This is a genomic window from Leclercia sp. G3L, assembly GCF_021117075.1.
GTDB classification, from domain to species: Bacteria; Pseudomonadota; Gammaproteobacteria; order Enterobacterales; family Enterobacteriaceae; genus Enterobacter; species Enterobacter adecarboxylatus_C.
The window spans coordinates 237,036-259,644 of record NZ_CP088265.1 but is presented as its reverse complement, the minus strand read 5'-3'; the positions used below and the strand labels follow the sequence as shown (position 1 = coordinate 259,644).

Annotated in this window: 16 protein-coding genes, 4 tRNA genes and 3 rRNA genes; 16 read left to right on the top strand and 7 right to left on the bottom strand. The window is 54.5% G+C overall.

Features of this window, described 5'->3' with window-relative positions:
- Positions 1 to 203: 203 nt before the first annotated feature.
- The 7 genes from LRS40_RS02695 (at position 204) to dkgB (ending at position 6,505) form a co-directional block, all read left to right on the top strand.
- Positions 204 to 1,743: ribosomal RNA gene (locus LRS40_RS02695) — 16S ribosomal RNA — on the top strand.
- Positions 1,744 to 1,813: 70 nt separating this feature from the next.
- Positions 1,814 to 1,890: transfer RNA gene (locus LRS40_RS02690), tRNA-Ile, on the top strand.
- Between the two features lie 110 nt (positions 1,891 to 2,000).
- Positions 2,001 to 2,076, top strand: a tRNA-Ala gene (locus tag LRS40_RS02685).
- A 207-nt stretch (positions 2,077 to 2,283) separates the two neighbouring features.
- Positions 2,284 to 5,198: ribosomal RNA gene (locus tag LRS40_RS02680) — 23S ribosomal RNA — on the top strand.
- A gap of 92 nt (positions 5,199 to 5,290) precedes the next feature.
- A 5S ribosomal RNA gene (rrf, locus tag LRS40_RS02675) occupies positions 5,291 to 5,406 on the top strand.
- The 16S, 23S and 5S rRNA genes sit together here with 3 tRNA genes alongside, the layout of an rRNA operon.
- A gap of 55 nt (positions 5,407 to 5,461) precedes the next feature.
- Positions 5,462 to 5,538: transfer RNA gene (locus LRS40_RS02670), tRNA-Asp, on the top strand.
- A gap of 163 nt (positions 5,539 to 5,701) precedes the next feature.
- Positions 5,702 to 6,505 carry a 2,5-didehydrogluconate reductase DkgB gene (gene dkgB, locus LRS40_RS02665; protein WP_142488320.1) on the top strand — a complete coding sequence of 268 codons (804 nt, stop codon included), beginning with the start codon at positions 5,702 to 5,704 and terminating at the stop codon, positions 6,503 to 6,505.
- A gap of 34 nt (positions 6,506 to 6,539) precedes the next feature.
- On the opposite strand, the gene yafC is transcribed toward dkgB, so the two are convergent.
- A complete protein-coding gene (yafC, locus tag LRS40_RS02660; RefSeq protein ID WP_142488321.1) occupies positions 6,540 to 7,442 on the bottom strand; it encodes a DNA-binding transcriptional regulator YafC in 903 nt (300 codons plus the stop codon).
- 104 nt (positions 7,443 to 7,546) lie between these two features.
- Between yafC and LRS40_RS02655 the strand changes: the two genes are divergently transcribed.
- The 3 genes from LRS40_RS02655 to LRS40_RS02645 all read left to right on the top strand — a co-directional run bounded on the left by LRS40_RS02655 (position 7,547) and on the right by LRS40_RS02645 (position 10,511).
- A complete protein-coding gene (locus LRS40_RS02655) occupies positions 7,547 to 8,722 on the top strand; it encodes an MFS transporter (protein WP_142488322.1) in 1,176 nt (391 codons plus the stop codon).
- A 139-nt stretch (positions 8,723 to 8,861) separates the two neighbouring features.
- On the top strand, positions 8,862 to 9,662 hold the full coding sequence (locus tag LRS40_RS02650; RefSeq protein ID WP_032616661.1) for an endonuclease/exonuclease/phosphatase family protein: 801 nt from the start codon (positions 8,862 to 8,864) through the stop codon (positions 9,660 to 9,662).
- A 78-nt stretch (positions 9,663 to 9,740) separates the two neighbouring features.
- A complete protein-coding gene (locus LRS40_RS02645) occupies positions 9,741 to 10,511 on the top strand; it encodes a class I SAM-dependent methyltransferase (protein WP_231313029.1) in 771 nt (256 codons plus the stop codon).
- 53 nt (positions 10,512 to 10,564) lie between these two features.
- Here LRS40_RS02645 and mltD read toward each other — a convergent pair whose 3' ends face one another.
- A complete protein-coding gene (gene mltD / locus LRS40_RS02640) occupies positions 10,565 to 11,932 on the bottom strand; it encodes a murein transglycosylase D (RefSeq protein WP_142488324.1) in 1,368 nt (455 codons plus the stop codon).
- Between the two features lie 71 nt (positions 11,933 to 12,003).
- Positions 12,004 to 12,759: a hydroxyacylglutathione hydrolase gene (gloB, locus tag LRS40_RS02635; protein WP_231313028.1), complete on the bottom strand. Its 756-nt coding sequence runs from the start codon at positions 12,757 to 12,759 to the stop codon at positions 12,004 to 12,006.
- Positions 12,760 to 12,791: 32 nt separating this feature from the next.
- On the opposite strand from gloB, the gene LRS40_RS02630 reads away from it, so the two are divergent.
- Positions 12,792 to 13,508, top strand: coding sequence for a class I SAM-dependent methyltransferase (locus LRS40_RS02630; RefSeq protein WP_142488326.1), 717 nt, complete (start codon positions 12,792 to 12,794; stop codon positions 13,506 to 13,508).
- Here LRS40_RS02630 and rnhA read toward each other — a convergent pair whose 3' ends face one another.
- Positions 13,509 to 13,976 carry a ribonuclease HI gene (gene rnhA / locus LRS40_RS02625; RefSeq protein WP_103793497.1) on the bottom strand — a complete coding sequence of 156 codons (468 nt, stop codon included), beginning with the start codon at positions 13,974 to 13,976 and terminating at the stop codon, positions 13,509 to 13,511.
- 145 nt (positions 13,977 to 14,121) lie between these two features.
- Here rnhA and dnaQ point away from each other — a divergent pair, with 145 nt between their 5' ends.
- Together dnaQ and LRS40_RS02615 are read left to right on the top strand one after the other, a co-directional pair.
- Positions 14,122 to 14,865, top strand: coding sequence for a DNA polymerase III subunit epsilon (gene dnaQ / locus LRS40_RS02620; RefSeq protein ID WP_231313027.1), 744 nt, complete (start codon positions 14,122 to 14,124; stop codon positions 14,863 to 14,865).
- 130 nt (positions 14,866 to 14,995) lie between these two features.
- Positions 14,996 to 15,072, top strand: a tRNA-Asp gene (locus LRS40_RS02615).
- A 101-nt stretch (positions 15,073 to 15,173) separates the two neighbouring features.
- On the opposite strand, the gene LRS40_RS02610 is transcribed toward LRS40_RS02615, so the two are convergent.
- Together LRS40_RS02610 and fadE are read right to left on the bottom strand one after the other, a co-directional pair.
- On the bottom strand, positions 15,174 to 15,944 hold the full coding sequence (locus LRS40_RS02610) for an amidohydrolase (protein WP_142488328.1): 771 nt from the start codon (positions 15,942 to 15,944) through the stop codon (positions 15,174 to 15,176).
- 109 nt (positions 15,945 to 16,053) lie between these two features.
- On the bottom strand, positions 16,054 to 18,498 hold the full coding sequence (gene fadE, locus LRS40_RS02605; RefSeq protein ID WP_231313026.1) for an acyl-CoA dehydrogenase FadE: 2,445 nt from the start codon (positions 18,496 to 18,498) through the stop codon (positions 16,054 to 16,056).
- Positions 18,499 to 18,736: 238 nt separating this feature from the next.
- Here fadE and lpcA point away from each other — a divergent pair, with 238 nt between their 5' ends.
- Together lpcA and LRS40_RS02595 are read left to right on the top strand one after the other, a co-directional pair.
- Positions 18,737 to 19,315, top strand: a complete 579-nt coding sequence (gene lpcA, locus LRS40_RS02600; RefSeq protein WP_231313025.1) for a D-sedoheptulose 7-phosphate isomerase — start codon at positions 18,737 to 18,739, stop codon at positions 19,313 to 19,315.
- A 46-nt stretch (positions 19,316 to 19,361) separates the two neighbouring features.
- On the top strand, positions 19,362 to 20,129 hold the full coding sequence (locus LRS40_RS02595) for a class II glutamine amidotransferase (protein WP_231313024.1): 768 nt from the start codon (positions 19,362 to 19,364) through the stop codon (positions 20,127 to 20,129).
- On the opposite strand, the gene dpaA is transcribed toward LRS40_RS02595, so the two are convergent.
- Entirely contained in the window at positions 20,100 to 20,840 is a 741-nt protein-coding gene (dpaA, locus tag LRS40_RS02590) for a peptidoglycan meso-diaminopimelic acid protein amidase (protein WP_142488331.1), read from the bottom strand. The genes LRS40_RS02595 and dpaA overlap by 30 nt on opposite strands.
- Positions 20,841 to 21,265: 425 nt before the next feature.
- On the opposite strand from dpaA, the gene LRS40_RS02585 reads away from it, so the two are divergent.
- Positions 21,266 to 22,609: a Na(+)-translocating NADH-quinone reductase subunit A gene (locus LRS40_RS02585; RefSeq protein ID WP_231313023.1), complete on the top strand. Its 1,344-nt coding sequence runs from the start codon at positions 21,266 to 21,268 to the stop codon at positions 22,607 to 22,609.

Below are 22,609 nucleotides of genomic sequence, written 5' to 3'. Positions count from 1 at the left end.
GAAAGAGGAAAGCGTAATATACGCCACCTCGCAACGGTGAGCGAAAGCCGCGTTGCACTGCTCTTTAACAATTTATCAGACAATCTGTGTGGGCACTCAAAGTGACATGGATTCTTAACGTCGCAAGACGATAAATGAATACCAAAGTCTCTGAGTGAACATACGTAATTCATTACGAAGTTTAATTCATGAGCATCAAACTTAAATTGAAGAGTTTGATCATGGCTCAGATTGAACGCTGGCGGCAGGCCTAACACATGCAAGTCGAGCGGTAGCACAGGGAGCTTGCTCCTGGGTGACGAGCGGCGGACGGGTGAGTAATGTCTGGGAAACTGCCTGATGGAGGGGATAACTACTGGAAACGGTAGCTAATACCGCATAATGTCGCAAGACCAAAGAGGGGGACCTTCGGGCCTCTTGCCATCAGATGTGCCCAGATGGGATTAGCTAGTAGGTGGGGTAACGGCTCACCTGAGGCGACGATCCCTAGCTGGTCTGAGAGGATGACCAGCCACACTGGAACTGAGACACGGTCCAGACTCCTACGGGAGGCAGCAGTGGGGAATATTGCACAATGGGCGCAAGCCTGATGCAGCCATGCCGCGTGTATGAAGAAGGCCTTCGGGTTGTAAAGTACTTTCAGCGAGGAGGAAGGTGTTGCGGTTAATAACCGCAGCAATTGACGTTACTCGCAGAAGAAGCACCGGCTAACTCCGTGCCAGCAGCCGCGGTAATACGGAGGGTGCAAGCGTTAATCGGAATTACTGGGCGTAAAGCGCACGCAGGCGGTCTGTCAAGTCGGATGTGAAATCCCCGGGCTCAACCTGGGAACTGCATTCGAAACTGGCAGGCTAGAGTCTTGTAGAGGGGGGTAGAATTCCGGGTGTAGCGGTGAAATGCGTAGAGATCTGGAGGAATACCGGTGGCGAAGGCGGCCCCCTGGACAAAGACTGACGCTCAGGTGCGAAAGCGTGGGGAGCAAACAGGATTAGATACCCTGGTAGTCCACGCCGTAAACGATGTCGACTTGGAGGTTGTTCCCTTGAGGAGTGGCTTCCGGAGCTAACGCGTTAAGTCGACCGCCTGGGGAGTACGGCCGCAAGGTTAAAACTCAAATGAATTGACGGGGGCCCGCACAAGCGGTGGAGCATGTGGTTTAATTCGATGCAACGCGAAGAACCTTACCTACTCTTGACATCCAGAGAACTTAGCAGAGATGCTTTGGTGCCTTCGGGAACTCTGAGACAGGTGCTGCATGGCTGTCGTCAGCTCGTGTTGTGAAATGTTGGGTTAAGTCCCGCAACGAGCGCAACCCTTATCCTTTGTTGCCAGCGGCTAGGCCGGGAACTCAAAGGAGACTGCCAGTGATAAACTGGAGGAAGGTGGGGATGACGTCAAGTCATCATGGCCCTTACGAGTAGGGCTACACACGTGCTACAATGGCGCATACAAAGAGAAGCGACCTCGCGAGAGCAAGCGGACCTCATAAAGTGCGTCGTAGTCCGGATTGGAGTCTGCAACTCGACTCCATGAAGTCGGAATCGCTAGTAATCGTAGATCAGAATGCTACGGTGAATACGTTCCCGGGCCTTGTACACACCGCCCGTCACACCATGGGAGTGGGTTGCAAAAGAAGTAGGTAGCTTAACCTTCGGGAGGGCGCTTACCACTTTGTGATTCATGACTGGGGTGAAGTCGTAACAAGGTAACCGTAGGGGAACCTGCGGTTGGATCACCTCCTTACCTTAAAGAACCTGCCTTTGTAGTGTCCACACAGATTGTCTGATGAAAAGTAAGCAGTAAAAATCTCTGCAGGCTTGTAGCTCAGGTGGTTAGAGCGCACCCCTGATAAGGGTGAGGTCGGTGGTTCAAGTCCACTCAGGCCTACCAAATTCTTCCTGATACTGCGTTGCAGAATAACTCACATACTTAAGTATGCTTCGTTATTCCACGCCTTGTCTCAGAAAGAATTAGCGGTACAGAGATTAGCATTTTGCGATGGGGTTATAGCTCAGCTGGGAGAGCGCCTGCCTTGCACGCAGGAGGTCTGCGGTTCGATCCCGCATAGCTCCACCATCCTTTACTGCGACAACAAGAAAACTTCAGAGTGTACCTGAGAAGGTGCGCTGCGAAGTTTTGCTCTTTAAAAATCTGGATCAAGCTGAAAATTGAAACGACACGCCGTGTCTGTTCTCCGTAATAAGAGCAGATAAGCGGTGTGTCAGAGTCTCTCAAATTTTCGCAAGTCGATGATGAATCGAAAGAAACATCTTCGGGTTGTGAGGTTAAGCGACCAAGCGTACACGGTGGATGCCTAGGCAGTCAGAGGCGATGAAGGACGTGCTAATCTGCGATAAGCGTCGGTAAGGTGATATGAACCGTTATAACCGACGATTTCCGAATGGGGAAACCCAGTGTGACTCGTCACACTATCGTTAAAGTGAATACATAGCTTAACGAAGCGAACCAGGGGAACTGAAACATCTAAGTACCCTGAGGAAAAGAAATCAACCGAGATTCCCCCAGTAGCGGCGAGCGAACGGGGAGCAGCCCGGAGTCTGAATCAGCATGTGTGTCAGTGGAAGCGTCTGGAAAGTCGCAGGGTACAGGGTGATACTCCCGTACACGAAGATACACTTGCTGTGAACTCGAAGAGTAGGGCGGGACACGTGGTATCCTGTCTGAATATGGGGGGACCATCCTCCAAGGCTAAATACTCCTGACTGACCGATAGTGAACCAGTACCGTGAGGGAAAGGCGAAAAGAACCCCGGCGAGGGGAGTGAAAAAAAGAACCTGAAACCGTGTACGTACAAGCAGTGGGAGCACCCTTGTGGTGTGACTGCGTACCTTTTTGTATAATGGGTCAGCGACTTATATTCTGTAGCAAGGTTAACCGTATAGGGGAGCCGAAGGGAAACCGAGTCTTAACTGGGCGTTAAGTTGCAGGGTATAGACCCGAAACCCGGTGATCTAGCCATGGGCAGGTTGAAGGTTGGGTAACACTAACTGGAGGACCGAACCGACTAATGTTGAAAAAAATTAGCGGATGACCTGTGGCTGGGGGTGAAAGGCCAATCAAACCGGGAGATAGCTGGTTCTCCCCGAAAGCTATTTAGGTAGCGCCTCGTGAATTCATCTCCGGGGGTAGAGCACTGTTTCGGCTAGGGGGCCATCCCGGCTTACCAACCCGATGCAAACTGCGAATACCGGAGAATGTTATCACGGGAGACACACGGCGGGTGCTAACGTCCGTCGTGAAGAGGGAAACAACCCAGACCGCCAGCTAAGGTCCCAAAGTCATGGTTAAGTGGGAAACGATGTGGGAAGGCACAGACAGCCAGGATGTTGGCTTAGAAGCAGCCATCATTTAAAGAAAGCGTAATAGCTCACTGGTCGAGTCGGCCTGCGCGGAAGATGTAACGGGGCTAAACCATGCACCGAAGCTGCGGCAGCGACACTATGTGTTGTTGGGTAGGGGAGCGTTCTGTAAGCCGTCGAAGGTGTGCTGTGAGGCATGCTGGAGGTATCAGAAGTGCGAATGCTGACATAAGTAACGATAAAGCGGGTGAAAAAAACCCGCTCGCCGGAAGACCAAGGGTTCCTGTCCAACGTTAATCGGGGCAGGGGTGAGTCGACCCCTAAGGCGAGGCCGAAAGGCGTAGTCGATGGGAAACAGGTTAATATTCCTGTACTCGGTGTTACTGCGAAGGGGGGACGGAGAAGGCTATGTTGGCCGGGCGACGGTTGTCCCGGTTTAAGCATGTAGGCGGAGGTTCCAGGTAAATCCGGAACCTTGTTAACGCTGAGGTGTGATGACGAGGCACTACGGTGCTGAAGCAACAAATGCCCTGCTTCCAGGAAAAGCCTCTAAGCATCAGGTAACATCAAATCGTACCCCAAACCGACACAGGTGGTCAGGTAGAGAATACCAAGGCGCTTGAGAGAACTCGGGTGAAGGAACTAGGCAAAATGGTGCCGTAACTTCGGGAGAAGGCACGCTGATGTGTAGGTGAAGCCCCTGCGGGTGGAGCTGAAATCAGTCGAAGATACCAGCTGGCTGCAACTGTTTATTAAAAACACAGCACTGTGCAAACACGAAAGTGGACGTATACGGTGTGACGCCTGCCCGGTGCCGGAAGGTTAATTGATGGGGTTAGCGGCAACGCGAAGCTCTTGATCGAAGCCCCGGTAAACGGCGGCCGTAACTATAACGGTCCTAAGGTAGCGAAATTCCTTGTCGGGTAAGTTCCGACCTGCACGAATGGCGTAATGATGGCCAGGCTGTCTCCACCCGAGACTCAGTGAAATTGAAATCGCTGTGAAGATGCAGTGTACCCGCGGCAAGACGGAAAGACCCCGTGAACCTTTACTATAGCTTGACACTGAACACTGGTCCTTGATGTGTAGGATAGGTGGGAGGCTTTGAAGCGTGGACGCCAGTCTGCGTGGAGCCATCCTTGAAATACCACCCTTTAATGGCTGGTGTTCTAACGTAGACCCGTAATCCGGGTTGCGGACAGTGTCTGGTGGGTAGTTTGACTGGGGCGGTCTCCTCCTAAAGAGTAACGGAGGAGCACGAAGGTTAGCTAATCCTGGTCGGACATCAGGAGGTTAGTGCAATGGCATAAGCTAGCTTGACTGCGAGAGTGACGGCTCGAGCAGGTGCGAAAGCAGGTCATAGTGATCCGGTGGTTCTGTATGGAAGGGCCATCGCTCAACGGATAAAAGGTACTCCGGGGATAACAGGCTGATACCGCCCAAGAGTTCATATCGACGGCGGTGTTTGGCACCTCGATGTCGGCTCATCACATCCTGGGGCTGAAGTAGGTCCCAAGGGTACGGCTGTTCGCCGTTTAAAGTGGTACGCGAGCTGGGTTTAGAACGTCGTGAGACAGTTCGGTCCCTATCTGCCGTGGGCGCTGGAGAATTGAGGGGGGCTGCTCCTAGTACGAGAGGACCGGAGTGGACGCATCACTGGTGTTCGGGTTGTCATGCCAATGGCACTGCCCGGTAGCTAAATGCGGAAGAGATAAGTGCTGAAAGCATCTAAGCACGAAACTTGCCCCGAGATGAGTTCTCCCTGAGCCTTTAAGGCTCCTGAAGGAACGTTGAAGACGACGACGTTGATAGGTCGGGTGTGTAAGCGCAGCGATGCGTTGAGCTAACCGATACTAATGAACCGTGAGGCTTAACCTTACAACGCCGAAGCTGTTTCGGCGGATTTGAGAGATTTTCAGCTGATACAGATTAGTCACTGCGCCTGCGGGCGGGGTGAACAACAGAATTTGCCTGGCGGCTGTAGCGCGGTGGTCCCACCTGACCCCATGCCGAACTCAGAAGTGAAACGCCGTAGCGCCGATGGTAGTGTGGGGTCTCCCCATGCAAGAGTAGGGAACTGCCAGGCATCAAATTACGTAGTGAACCGGGGCATTAAACCGGTGGTTACAGAAGTATTCGGTGGAGCGGTAGTTCAGTCGGTTAGAATACCTGCCTGTCACGCAGGGGGTCGCGGGTTCGAGTCCCGTCCGTTCCGCCACCTATTGAAAGCCCTGAGCTAACGCTCAGGGCTTTTTTCTTATCTGTCGTCTGATTATTGCTTTAAACGCAAAAATCCTCTGCTTAATACACTCTTTTTTCACACATCTCCGGCAGAGATAATCCTCTTTATTAACAAACATGATGAAGAAAAGAGGAATTCAATGACTATCCCTGCATTTGGTCTGGGCACTTTCCGCCTGAAAGACGACGTTGTTATCGCATCCGTTAAAACTGCTCTTGAACTCGGCTATCGCACGGTTGATACCGCGCAGATCTACGATAACGAAGCTGCGGTCGGCCAGGCTATCGAAGAGAGCGGCGTACCGCGCGACGAACTTTTTCTCACCACCAAGATCTGGATTGAAAATCTCAGCAAAGAGAAGTTGATCCCAAGCCTGAAAGAGAGCCTGAAAAAACTGCGCACCGATTATGTCGATCTGACCCTCATCCACTGGCCATCACCGAACGATGCCGTGTCAGTTGAAGAGTTTATGCAGGCATTGTTGGAAGCCAAAGCCCAGGGACTGACGCGTGAAATTGGTATTTCTAACTTCACTATCCCGTTGATGGAAAAGGCGATTGCGGCTGTCGGCGCAGAAAATATCGCGACCAACCAGATCGAACTTTCTCCTTATCTGCAGAACCGTCAGGTGGTGGAATGGGCGCAGCAGCACGGCATCCATATCACCTCTTATATGACGCTGGCTTATGGTAAAGCGCTGAAAGACGAAACCATTCTGCGCATTGCTGCCAAACATAATGCCACCGCTGCGCAGGTTATCCTGGCGTGGGCAATGGGGGAGGGTTATGCGGTGATCCCTTCTTCAACCAAACGTGAGAATCTGGCAAGCAACCTGCGGGCCCAGGATCTGACGCTGGATCAGGACGATAAAAAAGCGATCGCCGCACTGGATTGCAACGATCGCCTGGTGAGCCCGGAAGGCCTGGCGCCGAAGTGGGATTGATTTAACCCTCCCTCTGTATCCTCACGAAACCCTCTTACAGCTCCTTAGGGAGCTGTTTTACATGCTCGCTCAGAAAGTCGATAAATGCCCGTATCCGGGTGCTCACTGCTCTGTCGCTGTAGTAGACCGCACTGAAGGGCATCTCTACCGGCAGACGTTTATCGGCCATCAGCTCGACTAACTCCCCCCGTGCAATCTCTTTATCAATCATATAATCCGAAAGACAAGCAATCCCGTTCCCTTCAAGGCATAACTGCTTGAGCGTCTCGCCGCTGTTGGACGATAAACCGCTGACCACTTCATGAAGCTGGCCATCGTGGCAGGCGAGGGGCCAGGTGTTAAGGGATACCGGCTCCGTAAAGCCCAGGCACAGATGCTGCTTTAGCTCATCAATCGTCTCAGGCTTGCCGAAACGGGCAATATAGGCCGGAGAGGCAATGATTTTACGATAGCTGGTGAACAACGGGCGTGCCCGTAGGCTTGAATCGGTCAGCGTCCCGGCGCGGATCGCCACATCCACCTTGCGCTCAATCAGATTGATAAAGGTTTCTGACGAGACCAGAGACAACGTCATTTCCGGATAACGTTCGCGGAAAGGTTTAATTAAAGGCATCAGGAAGTGCAGTACCACGGGCGTGGCGGCGTCAATGCGCAGCAGGCCGCGCGGCGTGCTGCGCGTCTCCATAATCTCTGTTTCTGCCGCCGCCATCTCCTGCAGGATAGACTGCACGCGGCGGAAATAGCGTTCGCCTTCCTCAGTCAGGCTGAGCTGCCGGGTAGTCCGGTTCAGCAGGCTGACACCCAGCTTCATCTCCAGCTTTTTGACCGAACGGCTGACGGCAGAATTGGCCTGACCCAGCTGTTCGGCGGCGCGGCTAAAGCTGCCGCTCTCTACGACGGCGACAAAGATCGCCAGTTCCTCAGAGGTTGCTTTCATTGTTGCTTAATCCGCAAAATTATATTGATACTTTGAGCATTTTTGTTATTTAAACACTGGCGCATACTTCGTGTCATCTTAATCCTGATGAGACGGAGTTTTTTATGCCTCTGGCGCTACTTGCCCTGACGATCAGTGCCTTCGCAATCGGCACAACCGAGTTTGTAATTGTAGGACTGGTTCCTACGATTGCTGACCAACTTACCATCTCCCTGCCTTCTGCAGGTTTGCTGGTCTCTATCTATGCCCTCGGCGTGGCGATCGGCGCGCCTGTGCTGACAGCCCTTACAGGCCGCCTGCCTCGTAAACAGCTGCTGATGGCGTTGATGGTGCTGTTCACCGCCGGCAATATTCTTGCCTGGCAGGCGCCTGATTACACAACCCTGGTGATTGCCCGTCTACTGACCGGCCTTGCCCATGGGGTCTTCTTCTCTATCGGCTCGACCATCGCGACAAGTCTGGTGCCAAAAGAGAAAGCCGCCTCAGCCATTGCCATCATGTTCGGTGGTTTAACCGTGGCGCTGGTTACCGGGGTCCCGCTGGGCACCTTTATCGGTCAGCATTTTGGCTGGCGTGAAACTTTCCTCGCGGTCTCTCTGCTTGGGGTGATCGCCTTGATCAGTAGTCTGGTGCTGATCCCGTCGAACATTCCTGGGCGTGCGGCAGCGACGCTGCGCGATCAGCTGAAGGTGCTGACCCACCCCCGTCTGCTGATGATCTATGCCATTACCGCGCTGGGATATGGCGGCGTGTTTACCGCGTTTACCTTCCTCGCGCCAATGATGCAGGATCTGGCCGGGTTCTCACCGAGTGCGGTCAGCTGGATCCTGCTGGGCTATGGCGTGTCGGTGGCGATCGGCAACATTTGGGGCGGCAAGCTGGCCGATAAGCACGGCGCCGTTCCGGCACTGAAAATTATCTTTGCCGCACTGGTTGTTCTGCTGCTGATCTTCCAGTTCACCGCCTCGATGCAGTATGCCGCGCTGGCGACAGTACTGGTGATGGGGATCTTCGCCTTCGGTAACGTACCGGGCCTGCAGGTCTACGTGGTACAGAAAGCCGAGCTGTATACCCCGAACGCCGTGGATGTGGCGTCTGGGTTGAATATTGCTGCTTTCAACGTGGGCATCGCGCTGGGGTCTATTATTGGCGGACAGACTGTAGAGCACTTCGGTCTGGCACAAACGCCGTGGATTGGGGCGGTTATCGTTCTCGCGGCATTTCTGTTGATTGGCCTCAGCGGTCGCCTGGATAAGCCCGCTCGTGTGGTGCTGGGATAAGCCTGGTGTAAGCACTTGCTAACAAAACGAAACAGCGGTTTCTCGGTAATTGCGTTGAAAGTGTGAGCTGAAAACCCTATAACATTAGAACCCGCTCCTGTTTCTGGACGGGTTCTGTCTATAGAGGTCGTTTCACATCGTGCGAAAAAATACCTATGCCATGCGTTATGTTGCCGGACAACCCGCGGAGAGGATCTTACCTCCGGGGTCGTTTGCGAGCATTGGCCAGGCGTTGCCCGCCGGCGCACCTTTAAGCAGCGATGAAAAAATCCGGGTGCTGGTGTGGAATATCTTCAAACAGCAGCGCGCCGAATGGTTATCCGTTCTGCAGAATTTTGGTAAGGATGCCCACCTGGTGCTGTTGCAGGAGGCGCAAACCACCCCTGAGCTGGTCAGGTTTGCGACCACTAACTACCTCGCGGCTGACCAGGTTCCGGCCTTTGTCCTCCCTCAGCATCCGTCGGGAGTGATGACACTCTCTGCCGCGCATCCTGTTTATTGCTGCCCGCTGCGCGAACGTGAACCGCTCCTGCGCCTGGCAAAATCTGCCCTGGTCACCGTCTACCCATTGCCGGACACCCGTCTGCTGATGGTGGTGAATATTCATGCGGTCAATTTCAGCCTCGGCGTTGACGTCTACAGCAAACAGTTACTGCCCATCGGCGATCAGATCGCGCATCACAGCGGTCCGGTCGTCATGGCAGGTGATTTCAATGCCTGGAGCCGCCCGCGGATGAATGCGCTTTATCGCTTTGCGCGTGAGATGTCGTTGCGCGAAGTTCGTTTTACCGATGACCAGCGTCGCAAGGCGTTTGGTCGTCCCCTCGATTTTGTCTTCTATCGTGGTCTGAACGTGCACGAAGCCTCAGTGCTGGTGACGCGTGCCTCCGATCATAATCCGCTACTAGTCGAATTCAGTCCCGGCAAGCCTGAGCGATAGAGGTGTGTCAGGTCTGCCGTGGGGCAGGCCTGCGCGGGTGCTGCCCTTTATTTTTCATCAACCGAAGGACAGCAAAAAATGACAACACAGTCCCATCATGACAACGTAGAAAAACAGTTTGGCTCCCAGGCGAAGGCCTATCTCACCAGCGCGGTTCACGCATCCGGCCGCGATCTGCAGCGTCTGGCTGAACGACTGGCCGATTTTACCGATGCCAGCGTGCTGGATTTAGGCTGCGGGGCGGGCCATGCCAGCTTTGTGGCGGCACAGCAGGTTGCGCATGTGACGGCTTACGACTTATCCAGCCAGATGCTGGAGGTGGTCTCTGCGGCCGCCAGTGAGAAGGGACTGGGGAATATCGCCACCCGCCAGGGCTATGCCGAATCATTACCCTTTGCCGATAGCTCCTTTGATATCGTCATCAGCCGCTACTCGGCGCATCACTGGCACGATGTTGGCCAGGCGTTGCGCGAGGTTAAACGGGTGCTGAAGCCGGGCGGTCTGGTGATCATCATGGATATTATGTCGCCGGGCCATCCGGTGCGGGATATCTGGTTGCAGACGGTTGAAGCCCTGCGTGATACCTCGCATGTGCGCAATTATTCCAGCGGCGAGTGGTTATCAATGTTTACGGAAGCCGGGCTGATTACGCGCACGTTGCAGACTGACAGGCTGACGCTGGAGTTCTCTTCGTGGATTGCCCGTATGCGCACGCCTGAGGCGTTAAGCCAGGCGATCAGGCTGTATCAGCAGAGTGCCTCCGCGGAGGTGAAAGCCTACTTTGAGCTGCAGGAAGAGGGCTCATTCACCAGCGATACGCTCTTCGCTGAAGCCCGGAAGGCGGGATAAAACAAAAAAGGCACCGGGGGAATCGGTGCCTTTTTTACATCTGGTCTCTGAAATCAGGAATCCGGGGTGGCGTTGTTTTTCACAAACAACGTTATCCGATCGCCAGGCTGCAGATTGTCGGTATCGCTGTTCCAGCGCATCACATCTTTGATGTTCACGCCGTGACGCTTAGCAATACTCGAGAGCGAATCGCCTTTTTGCACGCGATAGGTAATGCTATCGCTGTTATTGGCGAGACGCTGCGCGCTGTTACCCGCACCAATCGTCAGGTTCTGACCCACTTTCAGAGTAGAGCCGCGCAGCTTGTTCCACTGCTGCAGATCTTTCGTGCTCACGCCAAGACGTGATGCAATACCTGAAAGCGTATCGCCTGTACGTACCTGATAGCTACGGCTGTTAACCGGTGAATTATCCGCGATCAGCGTAGACTGAACCGCAGCAATTTCACCCGCTGCCAAAGATACCCGTAACTGTTCAGCGTGTTTCTGCGGCACCAGAACGTACTTCGGCCCGCTGTTACCAAGCGTGGAGCCCTTCACACCTGCGTTGAAGGCTTTCAGTTTGGTGACCGAGATACCTGCCATATCTGCAACCTGTCGCAATTCAACAGGGTTGTTGATACGCACTCTCGCCAGGGCACGACTCTCGTCCGAGGTCGGCAGCTTCACGCCGTACTGTTGGCTGTTTTTGAATATTTCACTCAAAGCCAGCATTTTTGGTACGTATAATTTGGTTTCCCGTGGCAGTGGAAGCGACCAAAAGTCGGTAGGTTTACCCCGTGCTTTATTCGCTTTCATTGCCTTCAGTACACGACCCTCACCGCTGTTATACGCAGCGACAGTCAGCAGCCAGTCACCGTCGAACATCTTGTTCAGACGTTGCATCATGTCGAGTGCTGCAGTCGTCGAAGCGACCACATCACGACGCGCATCGTAGTTGCGGGTCTGTTTTAAACCATAATTTCGCCCTGTGCTCGGTATGATCTGCCAAAGGCCTGCGGCCTTGGCGCCAGACGTTGCATGTGGGTCAAAAGCGCTCTCCACTATGGGTAGTAGTACCAGTTCCATGGGCATGTTGCGTTTCTTAACTTGCCCTGCTATCCAGTACATATACGGCTCTGCCCGTAAAGTTACATCGTGGAGATAGCTCTTATTGCTTAAATACTTCTGTTTCTGTTCGCGAATCCGGCTGTTTTCCGGAATTCCCATCTTTAGCTCGTCGCCAATAGAGACCCACAAGTCTTGATCCTGTGCGAAAGACGTCCCATCGTCTGCCCATCGCGATTGACTTGTAAACTTCCCTGCTTCCCCTTGACCAGCTGCAGAAAGGCTCTGTGCGTGCTGTTGTACGTTGCCAGTGTTCTGAGACGCCTGGCAACCCACAAGCAGGACAGAGGCGAGTAATATCGCTTTTGCCTTCATGTGTGTGTCAATAGTTGCTTAAAAGACGAGCGATGATAACGACGAATATTTGAAAAGGCAACACGCAATTATCAGAAGTTATCTTTCTTCGCCCTTAACCATGCGAAAAACTCTTCTGGTTGTTGCATATTTGTTTCTTCATTAATTTTGTTAGTTAAATCAATATTATCTGTTCTGAGAAATAAATTAATTTTACGTTCATTTTTCAGAATTCCGGGGAGTGTTTTTTGGTTTTTTGCTCGTAACTCATTCACTTTGCGGTAATAATCCTGAATCGCCACATCCTCTGGCAGAACGTGCATTGCAAACTTCATATTCGCTAAAGTGTATTCGTGCGCGCAGCAAATGAGGGTATCTTCGGGAAGTGCGTTAATTTTCTGGAAGGACTGGTACATCTGGGCTGGCGTGCCTTCGAACAGCCTTCCGCAGCCGCCAGAGAACATTGTATCGCCACAGAAAAGATAAGGAAAACTGAAGAACGAGATATGTCCTAAAGTGTGACCGGGTGTGGCAATTACGGAAAACTCCGACGCGAGAATGAGGATCTTTTCTCCATCTTCGACTACGCGGGTCGCTCCCTTATCTTGTGTCTCAGCGGGGCCATAGACCACAAGATGCGGAAATTTTGCACAGATTGCCGCTACGCCGCCCACATGGTCGTGGTGATGATGCGTCAGCAGGATCGCTTCTGGTTGCCAGTGGTTTTGCTCAATGGCTTTCAGTACCGGCTCTGCCTCGCCAGGATCGACAATAATGCAACGTCCCTCATCATCGGTTAAAACCCAGATGTAATTGTCCTGAAAAGCAGGAATACTGATAAGATTCATATATTACCTCTCATAGCGTGGCGGGTGTTTTGATGAAACCGGCAAGGATACCTCAGATTGTCTCAGCACCTGCACATTGGGCGGAATTACCCTGGGGTGAATACTATCGCGAAGCGCTTGAGCAGCAGCTTAAGCCCTGGTTTGCGAAAATGTATGGTTTTCACCTGCTTAAGATTGGCAATCTGAGCGCGGAAATCAACTCTGAAAGCTGCGCGATCTCACATCAGGTCAACGTTTCGCTGGGGGGCGAGCCGGTTCAGGTGAAGGCCAATCCGCTGCATCTGCCGTTTGCGGAAAAATCTGTCGATGCCTGCCTGCTGGCGCATGCGCTGCCCTGGTGCGACGATCCGCACCGGTTACTGCGCGAAGCAGACCGGGTGCTGATTGACGATGGCTGGCTGGTGATCAGCGGATTTAACCCGATGAGTCTGATGGGCTTACGCAAGCTGGTGCCGGTGCTGCGCCGTACCCCGCCGTACAACAGCCGGATGTTCACCCTGATGCGCCAGCTGGACTGGCTATCGCTGCTCAACTTTGAGGTGATGCACCATAGCGGTTTTCAGGTCTTACCCTGGACGCGGCAGGGCGGGAAGATGCTCACCACCCATTTCCCGGCGCTGGGCTGTATGCAGCTGATTGTGGCGCGCAAGCGAACCATCCCCCTGACGCTCAATCCCATGAAGCAAAGCAAGGCGAAAACGCGTTTGCGTGCCGCCGTCGGCGCCACGCGACAATACCGTAAGCCCTGATCAAGCTTCTGGTTTATAACCTACGTCTTCATGCTGCGGATTCATGGCGGCAGCACGGGCCAGCTCGTCGCAACGTTCGTTCTCGGGATGTCCGGCGTGGCCTTTCACCCACTCCCACTGGATTTTGTGCTGGCTGAGCGCCGCATCCAGGCGCTGCCAGAGATCGACATTCTTCACCGGTTTTTTGTCTGCTGTTTTCCAGCCCCGTTTTTTCCAGTTATGGATCCACTGGGTGATCCCCTGGCGCACATACTGGCTGTCGGTGCTCAGCACAATATCGCAATGCTCTTTCAGCGCCTCGAGAGCCACAATCGCGGCCATCAACTCCATACGGTTGTTGGTGGTGAGGCGATAGCCTTCATTAAAGGTTTTTTCATGTTCGCGATAACGCAAAATCGCACCGTAGCCCCCCGGGCCCGGGTTGCCGAGGCACGATCCGTCGGTGTAAATCTCTACCTGTTTACGCATCCTGGCAGACATCCTGTAATCAAAACGGTAAGTCTGACATAAATGTTTGCCGTCAGCACTGCAAAATCAAGTCAGTGCGAATTAGCCTTTGAACGCCTGGTCAGGTTGTTTACAATGTCGCCGTTGAACAGAGCAGGTTTTCAGAATGAGTATTGCAGAAACACATAACGCCGACAGGATCATCGTCCTCGATACCGAAACCACGGGTATGAACCAGATCGGTGCTCACTATGAAGGGCACAAGATCATCGAGATCGGTGCGGTAGAGGTGATCAACCGCCGTCTTACCGGCAATAACTTCCACGTCTACCTGAAGCCAGACCGGCTGGTGGACCCGGAAGCTTTTGGCGTTCACGGTATCGCAGATGAATTCTTGCTGGATAAACCCACCTTTGCCGACGTCGCCGATGAATTCATCGACTACATCAAAGGCGGCGAGCTGGTCATTCATAACGCCTCGTTTGATATTGGCTTTATGGACTATGAATTCAGCAAGCTCAACCGCGGCCTGCCGAAAACCGACACCTTCTGTAAAGTCACCGACAGTCTGGCGATGGCGAGGAGGATGTTCCCCGGCAAGCGTAACAGCCTCGATGCGTTGTGCTCGCGCTATGAAATAGATAACAGCAAACGAACGCTGCACGGGGCGTTGCTCGATGCCCAGATCCTGGCCGATGTCTATCTGATCATGACGGGTGGCCAGACAGCACTAGCCTTCAACGCCGATAACGATTCGCAGCAGCAGTCCGGAGAGAGCGAAATCCAGCGCATTATTCGTCAGTCCAGCGCGTTGCGCGTCATTCTCGCCAGCGATGAAGAGTTACTGGCTCATGAATCGCGCCTGGATCTGGTGCAGAAGAAGGGCGGGAGCTGCCTCTGGCGCGGTTAAACGCGGCGGAAATGCTGGTAAAATAACCGTTTGGATCGTTTTTGCAGCAAACGATTCAAAAGCAGAGAAAAAGCATTGACGGGATCGGAGGCAAAACGTAATATCTGCCTCGTTCCCAAGGGAACACAGCGGAGCGGTAGTTCAGTCGGTTAGAATACCTGCCTGTCACGCAGGGGGTCGCGGGTTCGAGTCCCGTCCGTTCCGCCACTATTCAGAAGGCCTGAATCAGCAATGATTCAGGCCTTTCTCATTTTGTCGCGCTGCTGATTTGTTCGGGCAGGCAAGCTCTGCTGCCGCCCGGCAGATGTTTAGTTAATGCTAAACGGATCCGCATCCTGCCACGCAGGAAACTTCTCCCGATACTCTCTCAGTGCCGTCAGCGACAGCTCGGCGTCAATACGCGTCGCATGGTGCGGCTCTGCGGTGGCGATGATTTCGCCCTGCGGGTTAATCACCCGGCTGTCGCCACGATAGTGATGACCATTGCCGTCGGTACCGACCCGGTTGCAGCCTGCCACATAGGCCTGGTTCTCAATCGCCCGTGCCGTCAGCAGCGCCTGCCAGTGGAGCGAGCGTGGGGCAGGCCAGTTAGCGACATACAGCGCCAGGTCATAATCGTTACGGTTACGCGACCACACCGGGAAGCGCAGGTCGTAACAGACTAACGGCAGAATGCGCCAGCCGCGCCACTCAAACACCAGCCGCTCGTTACCCGCTTCATAGTGCTGATGCTCATCCGCCATGCGGAACAGGTGGCGCTTATCATAGAAATGCACCTTGCCCTCGGGCTCAACCAGCAGAAAACGGTTAACCGGCCCGCGTTCGGTCTGTAGCGCGGCGCTGCCGGCGATTAACGCCTGGGTTTGCTGGGCTCTGGCCTGCATCCAGGCGACCACATCCTCCTGCGGCAGGGACTGCTTTGCCGCTTCCATGGCAAACCCGGTGGTAAACATTTCCGGCAGGATAATGATATCGCGCCCGGCGATCCCCTCAAGCTGACGATCAAAATGGCGCAGGTTGGCGGGGCCATCCATCCACACCAGCGGTTGTTGCAAAAGCGTAATCTTCAAACCAGGCACAATAAGACTCCTCGAAGAACCACATTTTGACACTGTAGCACGACAATCAGAGAAACGGGTGGCAATAAAAAACCCCGCACCAGGCGGGGTTGTTTAGCCCTGAAACGGGTTATGCGGCTTCAGGTTTACGTACAATCTCTGTCAGCTTTACCGGCTGCGTCGCCAGCTCTTTCGGGTCGAAATCATCGACGTTGATACTGCGCAGACGGCTCTCTTCGGCTTTGATCAGCAGAGCGGCTTCATCCTTGCCGATGATACCGCCAGCCAGGGCCTGTTTCGCCAGCTCATCCAGGCGGGTGAACGGCAGGTTTTTGCCCAGCTGTTTGCAGATCTTCTGATGAATCGGATCGGCCGCCATTACATCCAGCAGCGCCTCTTCCAGCAGACCGACCGGGTTATGCTCGGTTGGGGCCAGATACTGACCGCGACCGATACGGGAGCGGGTTGCACTCGGTACCTGCAGGATCTTCGCCACTTTATGATCCAGCTTATCGGACGGCGCCAGATAGTGACGACCGGTCGGGAAGATGACCACGCGCAGGGCGCCTGCGACAAAGCGGTTCGGGAAATTCACCAGCAGATCGTCGATGGCCTGTTCAGCCTGATACAGCGCATCCTGCACGCCCCAGTGCACCAGCGGCAGATCCGCTTCATGACGGCCTTCATCGTCGTAGCGTTTCAGTACCGCCGAGGCGAGGAAGATCTGGCTCAGCACATCACCCAGACGCGCGGAGATACGTTCCCTGCGCTTCAGGCTGCCGCCCAGCACCGCCATTGACACGTCGGAGAGCAGCGCAAGGTTAGCACTCAGACGGTTCAGGTGCTGGTAGTAACGACGGGTTGCATCGCCGGTTGGCGTGGCGCTGGTCAGGCCGCGGGTCAGGCCCAGCCAGAAGCTGCGCACTTTGTTGCTGCCGACGTGCCCGATGTGTTTAAACAGCAGCTTATCGAAGGCATCCACGTCGTTGTTCTGCGCGGCCGCCATCTCCTCCAGTACGTATGGATGACAGCGGATCGCGCCCTGACCGAAGATCATCATGCTGCGGGTCAGAATGTTGGCCCCTTCCACGGTGATGGCAATAGGTGCGCCCTGATAGCCGCGCGCCAGGAAGTTGCCTTCGCCGAGCATAATGCCTTTCCCGCCGGCGATATCCATCGCGTCGATGATCGACTGCTGCGCGCGGTGGGTACAGTGGTACTTCACGATGGCGGAGAGCACGGCCGGTTTTTCACCCAGCATAATGCCGTAGGTAATTAAGGAAGCGGCCGCATCCATCACGTAGGCGTTGCCTGCGATACGCGCCAGCGGCTCTTCAATCCCTTCCATCTTGCCGATAGAGATTTTGAACTGACGGCGGATATGGGCGTAAGCACCAATCCCCATCGCCACGGATTTCAGACCACCGGTTGAGTTCGACGGCAGGGTGATGCCGCGGCCAACGGACAGACATTCCACCAGCATACGCCAGCCCTGACCGGCCATTTTCGGGCCGCCGATGATGTAATCAATCGGGACAAAGATATCCTGACCGCGGGTCGGGCCGTTCTGGAACGGTACGTTCAGCGGGAAGTGACGACGACCAATTTCCACACCAGGGGTAGAGGTAGGGATCAGCGCACAGGTAATACCCAGATCTTCTTCACCCCCTAACAGCTTGTTCGGATCGGAGAGTTTAAAGGCCAGGCCCAGTACGGTAGCGATTGGCGCCAGCGTAATGTAGCGTTTGTTCCAGGTCAGGCGCATGCCCAGCACCTGCTCACCCTGCCACTCGCCCATGCAGACCACGCCGGTATCCGGAATGGCACCCGCATCAGAACCCGCTTCCGGGCTGGTCAGTGCGAAGCACGGAATTTCCAGACCGCGTGCCAGACGCGGCAGGTAGTGATCTTTTTGCTCTTCAGTACCGTAATGTTGCAGTAGTTCACCCGGGCCTAAGGAGTTAGGCACGCCGACGGTGATCGCCAGGATCCCGGAGACACCGGACAGTTTTTGCAGTACGCGAGCCTGAGCATATGCAGAGAACTCGAGGCCGCCGTACTCTTTCTTGATGATCATCGCGAAGAAGCGATGCTCTTTTAAAAATGCCCACAGTTCAGGGGGCAGATCGGCCATCTCATGGGTGATCTGGAAATCATTCGCCATCCGGCAGGCTTCTTCCACCGGACCATCGATAAACGCCTGCTCTTCCGCAGTGAGGCGCGGCTGCGGATAGTTATGCAGCTTTTTCCAGTCTGGTCTGCCCTGGAACAGGTCGCCTTCCCACCAGGTGGTACCGGCATCAATCGCCTCTTTTTCGGTGCGCGACATCGGTGGCATGACCTTACGGAAGCCACGGAATACCGGAGCCGAAATCAGTGATTTACGCATGGAGCGGACGTTGAATGGCACCAGAATAATCGCCAGCGGGACCAGCACCCAGGTGGTCCAGATGCCGGTGACGCCAAGCGCCGCGGTCCAGGCCAGTAAGATAAAGCTGCTCAGTAGTAAGCTGACCCGGTGATAGAACAACACCCCGAGCAGAACAACGGATAAGAGAATACTTAAAATCATCATAAAGAAATGCTCCCTGTCTTGTAGGAGGTCTGACCACTTGTGATGATATGGTTGTAGTGGATGTTATTTCTTTTAGCAATGCATTCACAAAATAATTACAACCTGGTTCACATTGTTCATGTTTTACGCGGCACAAAAAAGCAAAACGCCCGTCGATTCATGCGGCTTTAGCTTCTCGCTTTTACCGCTATCCGGTAAACTTGCTCTGTTATTTCATCAATACTGAAGGATTATCCTCATGTACCAGGATCTTATTCGTAACGAACTGAACGAAGCGGCGGAAACGCTGGCTAACTTTCTGAAAGATGAAGCCAATATTCACGCTATTCAGCGCGCGGCGGTCCTGCTGGCCGACAGCTTCAAAGAGGGCGGTAAAGTGCTCTCCTGCGGCAATGGCGGTTCACATTGTGATGCCATGCACTTTGCCGAAGAGCTGACCGGTCGTTATCGTGAAAACCGTCCGGGCTATCCGGCGATCGCTATCTCTGACGTCAGCCACATCTCCTGCGTGGGTAATGACTTCGGTTACGATTACATCTTCTCCCGCTATGTCGAAGCGGTGGGTCGTGAAGGAGATGTCCTGCTGGGGATTTCCACCTCCGGCAACTCCGGCAACGTGATCAAAGCGATTGAAGCGGCACGTGAGAAGGGGATGAAAGTGATCACCCTGACCGGCAAAGACGGCGGCAAAATGGCGGGTACGGCGGATATCGAAATTCGCGTGCCTCACTTCGGTTACGCTGACCGTATTCAGGAAATTCATATCAAAGTTATTCACATCCTGATCCAGCTGATCGAAAAAGAGATGGTTAAATAAGACTTCGCTGGGGGGTTAGCGCCCCCCGCTGTTGTGGAGGTGATGTATGTGCGAACTACTCGGGATGAGCGCCAATGTGCCGACCGATATCTGCTTTAGTTTCACCGGGCTGGTGCAGCGCGGTGGAGGAACCGGGCCGCATAAAGACGGCTGGGGCATCACCTTCTATGAAGGGAAAGGCTGTCGCACGTTCAAGGATCCACAACCCAGCTACAACTCCCCGATTGCCAGACTGGTGCAGGATTATCCGATTAAATCCTGCTCGGTAGTGGCCCATATTCGCCAGGCCAACCGTGGTGAAGTGGCGCTGGAAAATACCCATCCGTTTACCCGCGAGCTGTGGGGACGCAACTGGACCTATGCCCATAACGGCCAGCTGAGCGGCTATAAATCGCTGGAGACCGGCAACTTCCGGCCGGTGGGGGAAACCGACAGTGAAAAAGCCTTCTGCTGGCTGCTGCATAAGCTGACCGAGCGCTACCCACGCACCCCCAGCAATATGACCGCGGTGTTTAAATACATTGCCTCGCTGGCGTCTGAGTTACGTGAGAAGGGGGTGTTTAACATGCTGTTGTCTGACGGGCGCTACGTGATGGCGTTCTGCTCTACCAATCTGTTCTGGATCACCCGGCGGGCACCGTTTGGCGTGGCAAAGCTTCTGGATCAGGATGTGGAAATTGACTTTCAGACAGAGACCACACCGAACGATGTGGTCACTGTGATTGCGACGCAGCCGCTGACGGGCAACGAAACCTGGCAAAAGATTATGCCAGGCGAGTGGATCTTATTTTGTCTCGGGGAGCGTATAGTTTGACGCCAGCTGTGGCTGGACAACTTCGTGGCTCAGCGGCTTGCTGACCACGTAACGTCCATCCACCACCGAAACGGTCGGCGGCTTACGCGTCTGCTGGAAGTAGTCGTAACCCGGTTTCAGCTGCTTCCAGAAATCCGCATAATAGGACGTTCTGTGACGCTGCATATTGGCGTCGGTCATGCGGAACGGATAGATGCTTACCTGCACGGCAGACTGGCCAAACACCAGCGCACCGGTCACAAACTGGAAGATCTCGTCAATGCCGCTGTCGGTCATGGCATAGCAGCCTACAGAAACACAGGCACCGTGGATCATCAGATACTTACCATCATAACCATGCGCACGGTCATAGGCATTCGGGAAGCCGATGTTGATCGCTTTATAGAAGCGGCTGTCCGGTTTTAACTGGCTACGCTGAACGCTGTAGAACCCCTCCGGGCTTTTAAAGTCGCCCTGACGCTGTTTCGGACCGAGGCCACCGGAGTAGTTACAGATTTTATAGCTGTCGAGCAGCTGATACGTCTCACCCATCTTCACGAACAGGTCTAACGTGCGCTCTTCCTTAAAGATCTGGATATAGACCGGAGAGCCCATCAACTGCTGCTTGTATTCTTTGCTCACTGGCGTCGTGGAGCTGTTGCTGCTGAGCAGCCCGGCAAACGAAACGCACGGAATAAGAAGCATCGCAATGAACAATGCGATTTTACGCATACTACATGTTCCTTGATAAAACATAACCAACTTGCCAGGACGGCAAAAGAGACCCGAAATCAGATTTATCTGTACCAGGGGTGCTCACATTAGCACCACTGCATTTTTTCGCAAGCATCCGCACGTCGGTTTACAAAATAGTTTTCCCTTATAACCTGGATTGGTCACGCTGGCATTGAGAACTTTGCGTAATCGGTCGCATTTTAACACCTGCCGCTGCGTTATCGCTGCCGCCCAATCGGTGAAAATGGTACACTGCGCCCGTCTTATGACCGAAGGGTAAGAAAGGACGCTTTTTCAGGATCATCCGCGATCCTGCTGGTCACGCAGGCGAGCTCTCGCCACCTTTCTTTATCCTGTGCAACGACTTCTGACTCGTCCGGCTCCCTGGCCGGAACGGTTATTCATGGATAACAACTAACACTATGATTAGAATCAGAAAAGGACTTGATTTGCCGATTTCCGGCATCCCCGTACAGCAGATTTTGCCCTGTGCGACACCCCGCCATGTGGCGATCCTCGGGGACGACTACATCGGTATGCGTCCCACCATGCTGGTGCAGGAAGGCGACAGCGTCATTAAGGGCCAGGCGCTATTCGAGGATAAAAAAAATCCCGGCGTTCTGTTTACCGCACCCGCCAGCGGGACGATCGCGGCTATCCATCGCGGCGAGCGTCGGGTGCTGCAATCGGTGGTGATCCGGCTGGAAGGCGATAGGCAGCGCGAGTTTGCCCGCCACGATATCGCCGATCTGCCCACACTCTCCCGCCAGGCTGTGCAGGCGCAACTGCTTGAATCTGGCCTGTGGACGGCGCTGCGTACCCGTCCTTTCAGCAAAACCCCGGTGCCCGATACCGTGCCGGCCGCCATTTTCGTCACCGCCATGGACACCAACCCGCTCAGCGCCGACCCGCAGCCGATTATTCTGGCGCAGCGTCAGGCGTTTGATGCCGGGCTGACGATCCTCACGCGCCTGACGGAGGGCAAAGTGCATGTCTGCCAGGCGGGTGGCGGCAAGCTGGGCGGGCACCCGCAGGGGAAAGTGACGTTCAATGCCTTCGCCGGGCCGCACCCGGCTGGGTTGCCAGGGACGCACATCCATTTCCTGGAGGCCGTCAGCCTGACCAAACAGGTCTGGCATCTGAACTACCAGGACGCGATCGCCATCGGCAAATTGTTCACCACCGGCGAGCTGTGCACCGAGCGGGTTATTGCCCTCGGGGGGCCGCAGATGCGTAACCCGCGTCTGGTGCGCACCTGCGTGGGCGCAGACATTAATGACCTGCTGGTGGACGAAACCCTGGACGGCGAAAACCGTCACATTTCGGGTTCTGTGCTGAGCGGCAGGCATGCCACAGGCGCGCAGGCCTGGCTCGGACGTTTTCATTTACAGGTGAGCGTAGTGAAGGAGGGGCGTGAGAAAGAGCTCTTCGGCTGGGTAATGCCCGGCAGAGAGAAGTTCTCCGTCACCCGCACCACGCTGGGCCACTTCCTGCGCAACAAGCTGTTTAACTTCTCCACCGATACCAACGGCGGCGAGCGGGCGATGGTGCCCATCGGCAACTACGAGCGCGTAATGCCGCTCGACATCCTGCCGACCCTGCTGCTGCGCGATCTGCTGGCGGGCGATACCGACGGCGCTCAGGCGCTGGGCTGCCTTGAGCTGGATGAAGAAGATCTGGCGCTGTGCACCTATGTTTGCCCCGGTAAATATGAATACGGACCCGTATTGCGCGAGGTGTTAACCCGCATTGAGCAGGAAGGATAA

Coding starts and splice junctions, on each gene's coding strand:
- LRS40_RS02585 (WP_231313023.1), top strand. CDS start 21,266: ATGATTAGAATCAGAAAAGGACTTGATTTGCCGATTTCCGGCATCCCC.
- LRS40_RS02645 (WP_231313029.1), top strand. CDS start 9,741: ATGACAACACAGTCCCATCATGACAACGTAGAAAAACAGTTTGGCTCC.
- yafC (WP_142488321.1), bottom strand. CDS start 7,442: ATGAAAGCAACCTCTGAGGAACTGGCGATCTTTGTCGCCGTCGTAGAG.
- fadE (WP_231313026.1), bottom strand. CDS start 18,498: ATGATGATTTTAAGTATTCTCTTATCCGTTGTTCTGCTCGGGGTGTTG.
- dpaA (WP_142488331.1), bottom strand. CDS start 20,840: ATGCGTAAAATCGCATTGTTCATTGCGATGCTTCTTATTCCGTGCGTT.
- LRS40_RS02595 (WP_231313024.1), top strand. CDS start 19,362: ATGTGCGAACTACTCGGGATGAGCGCCAATGTGCCGACCGATATCTGC.
- dkgB (WP_142488320.1), top strand. CDS start 5,702: ATGACTATCCCTGCATTTGGTCTGGGCACTTTCCGCCTGAAAGACGAC.
- lpcA (WP_231313025.1), top strand. CDS start 18,737: ATGTACCAGGATCTTATTCGTAACGAACTGAACGAAGCGGCGGAAACG.
- LRS40_RS02630 (WP_142488326.1), top strand. CDS start 12,792: ATGAAACCGGCAAGGATACCTCAGATTGTCTCAGCACCTGCACATTGG.
- dnaQ (WP_231313027.1), top strand. CDS start 14,122: ATGAGTATTGCAGAAACACATAACGCCGACAGGATCATCGTCCTCGAT.
- rnhA (WP_103793497.1), bottom strand. CDS start 13,976: ATGCGTAAACAGGTAGAGATTTACACCGACGGATCGTGCCTCGGCAAC.
- gloB (WP_231313028.1), bottom strand. CDS start 12,759: ATGAATCTTATCAGTATTCCTGCTTTTCAGGACAATTACATCTGGGTT.
- mltD (WP_142488324.1), bottom strand. CDS start 11,932: ATGAAGGCAAAAGCGATATTACTCGCCTCTGTCCTGCTTGTGGGTTGC.
- LRS40_RS02655 (WP_142488322.1), top strand. CDS start 7,547: ATGCCTCTGGCGCTACTTGCCCTGACGATCAGTGCCTTCGCAATCGGC.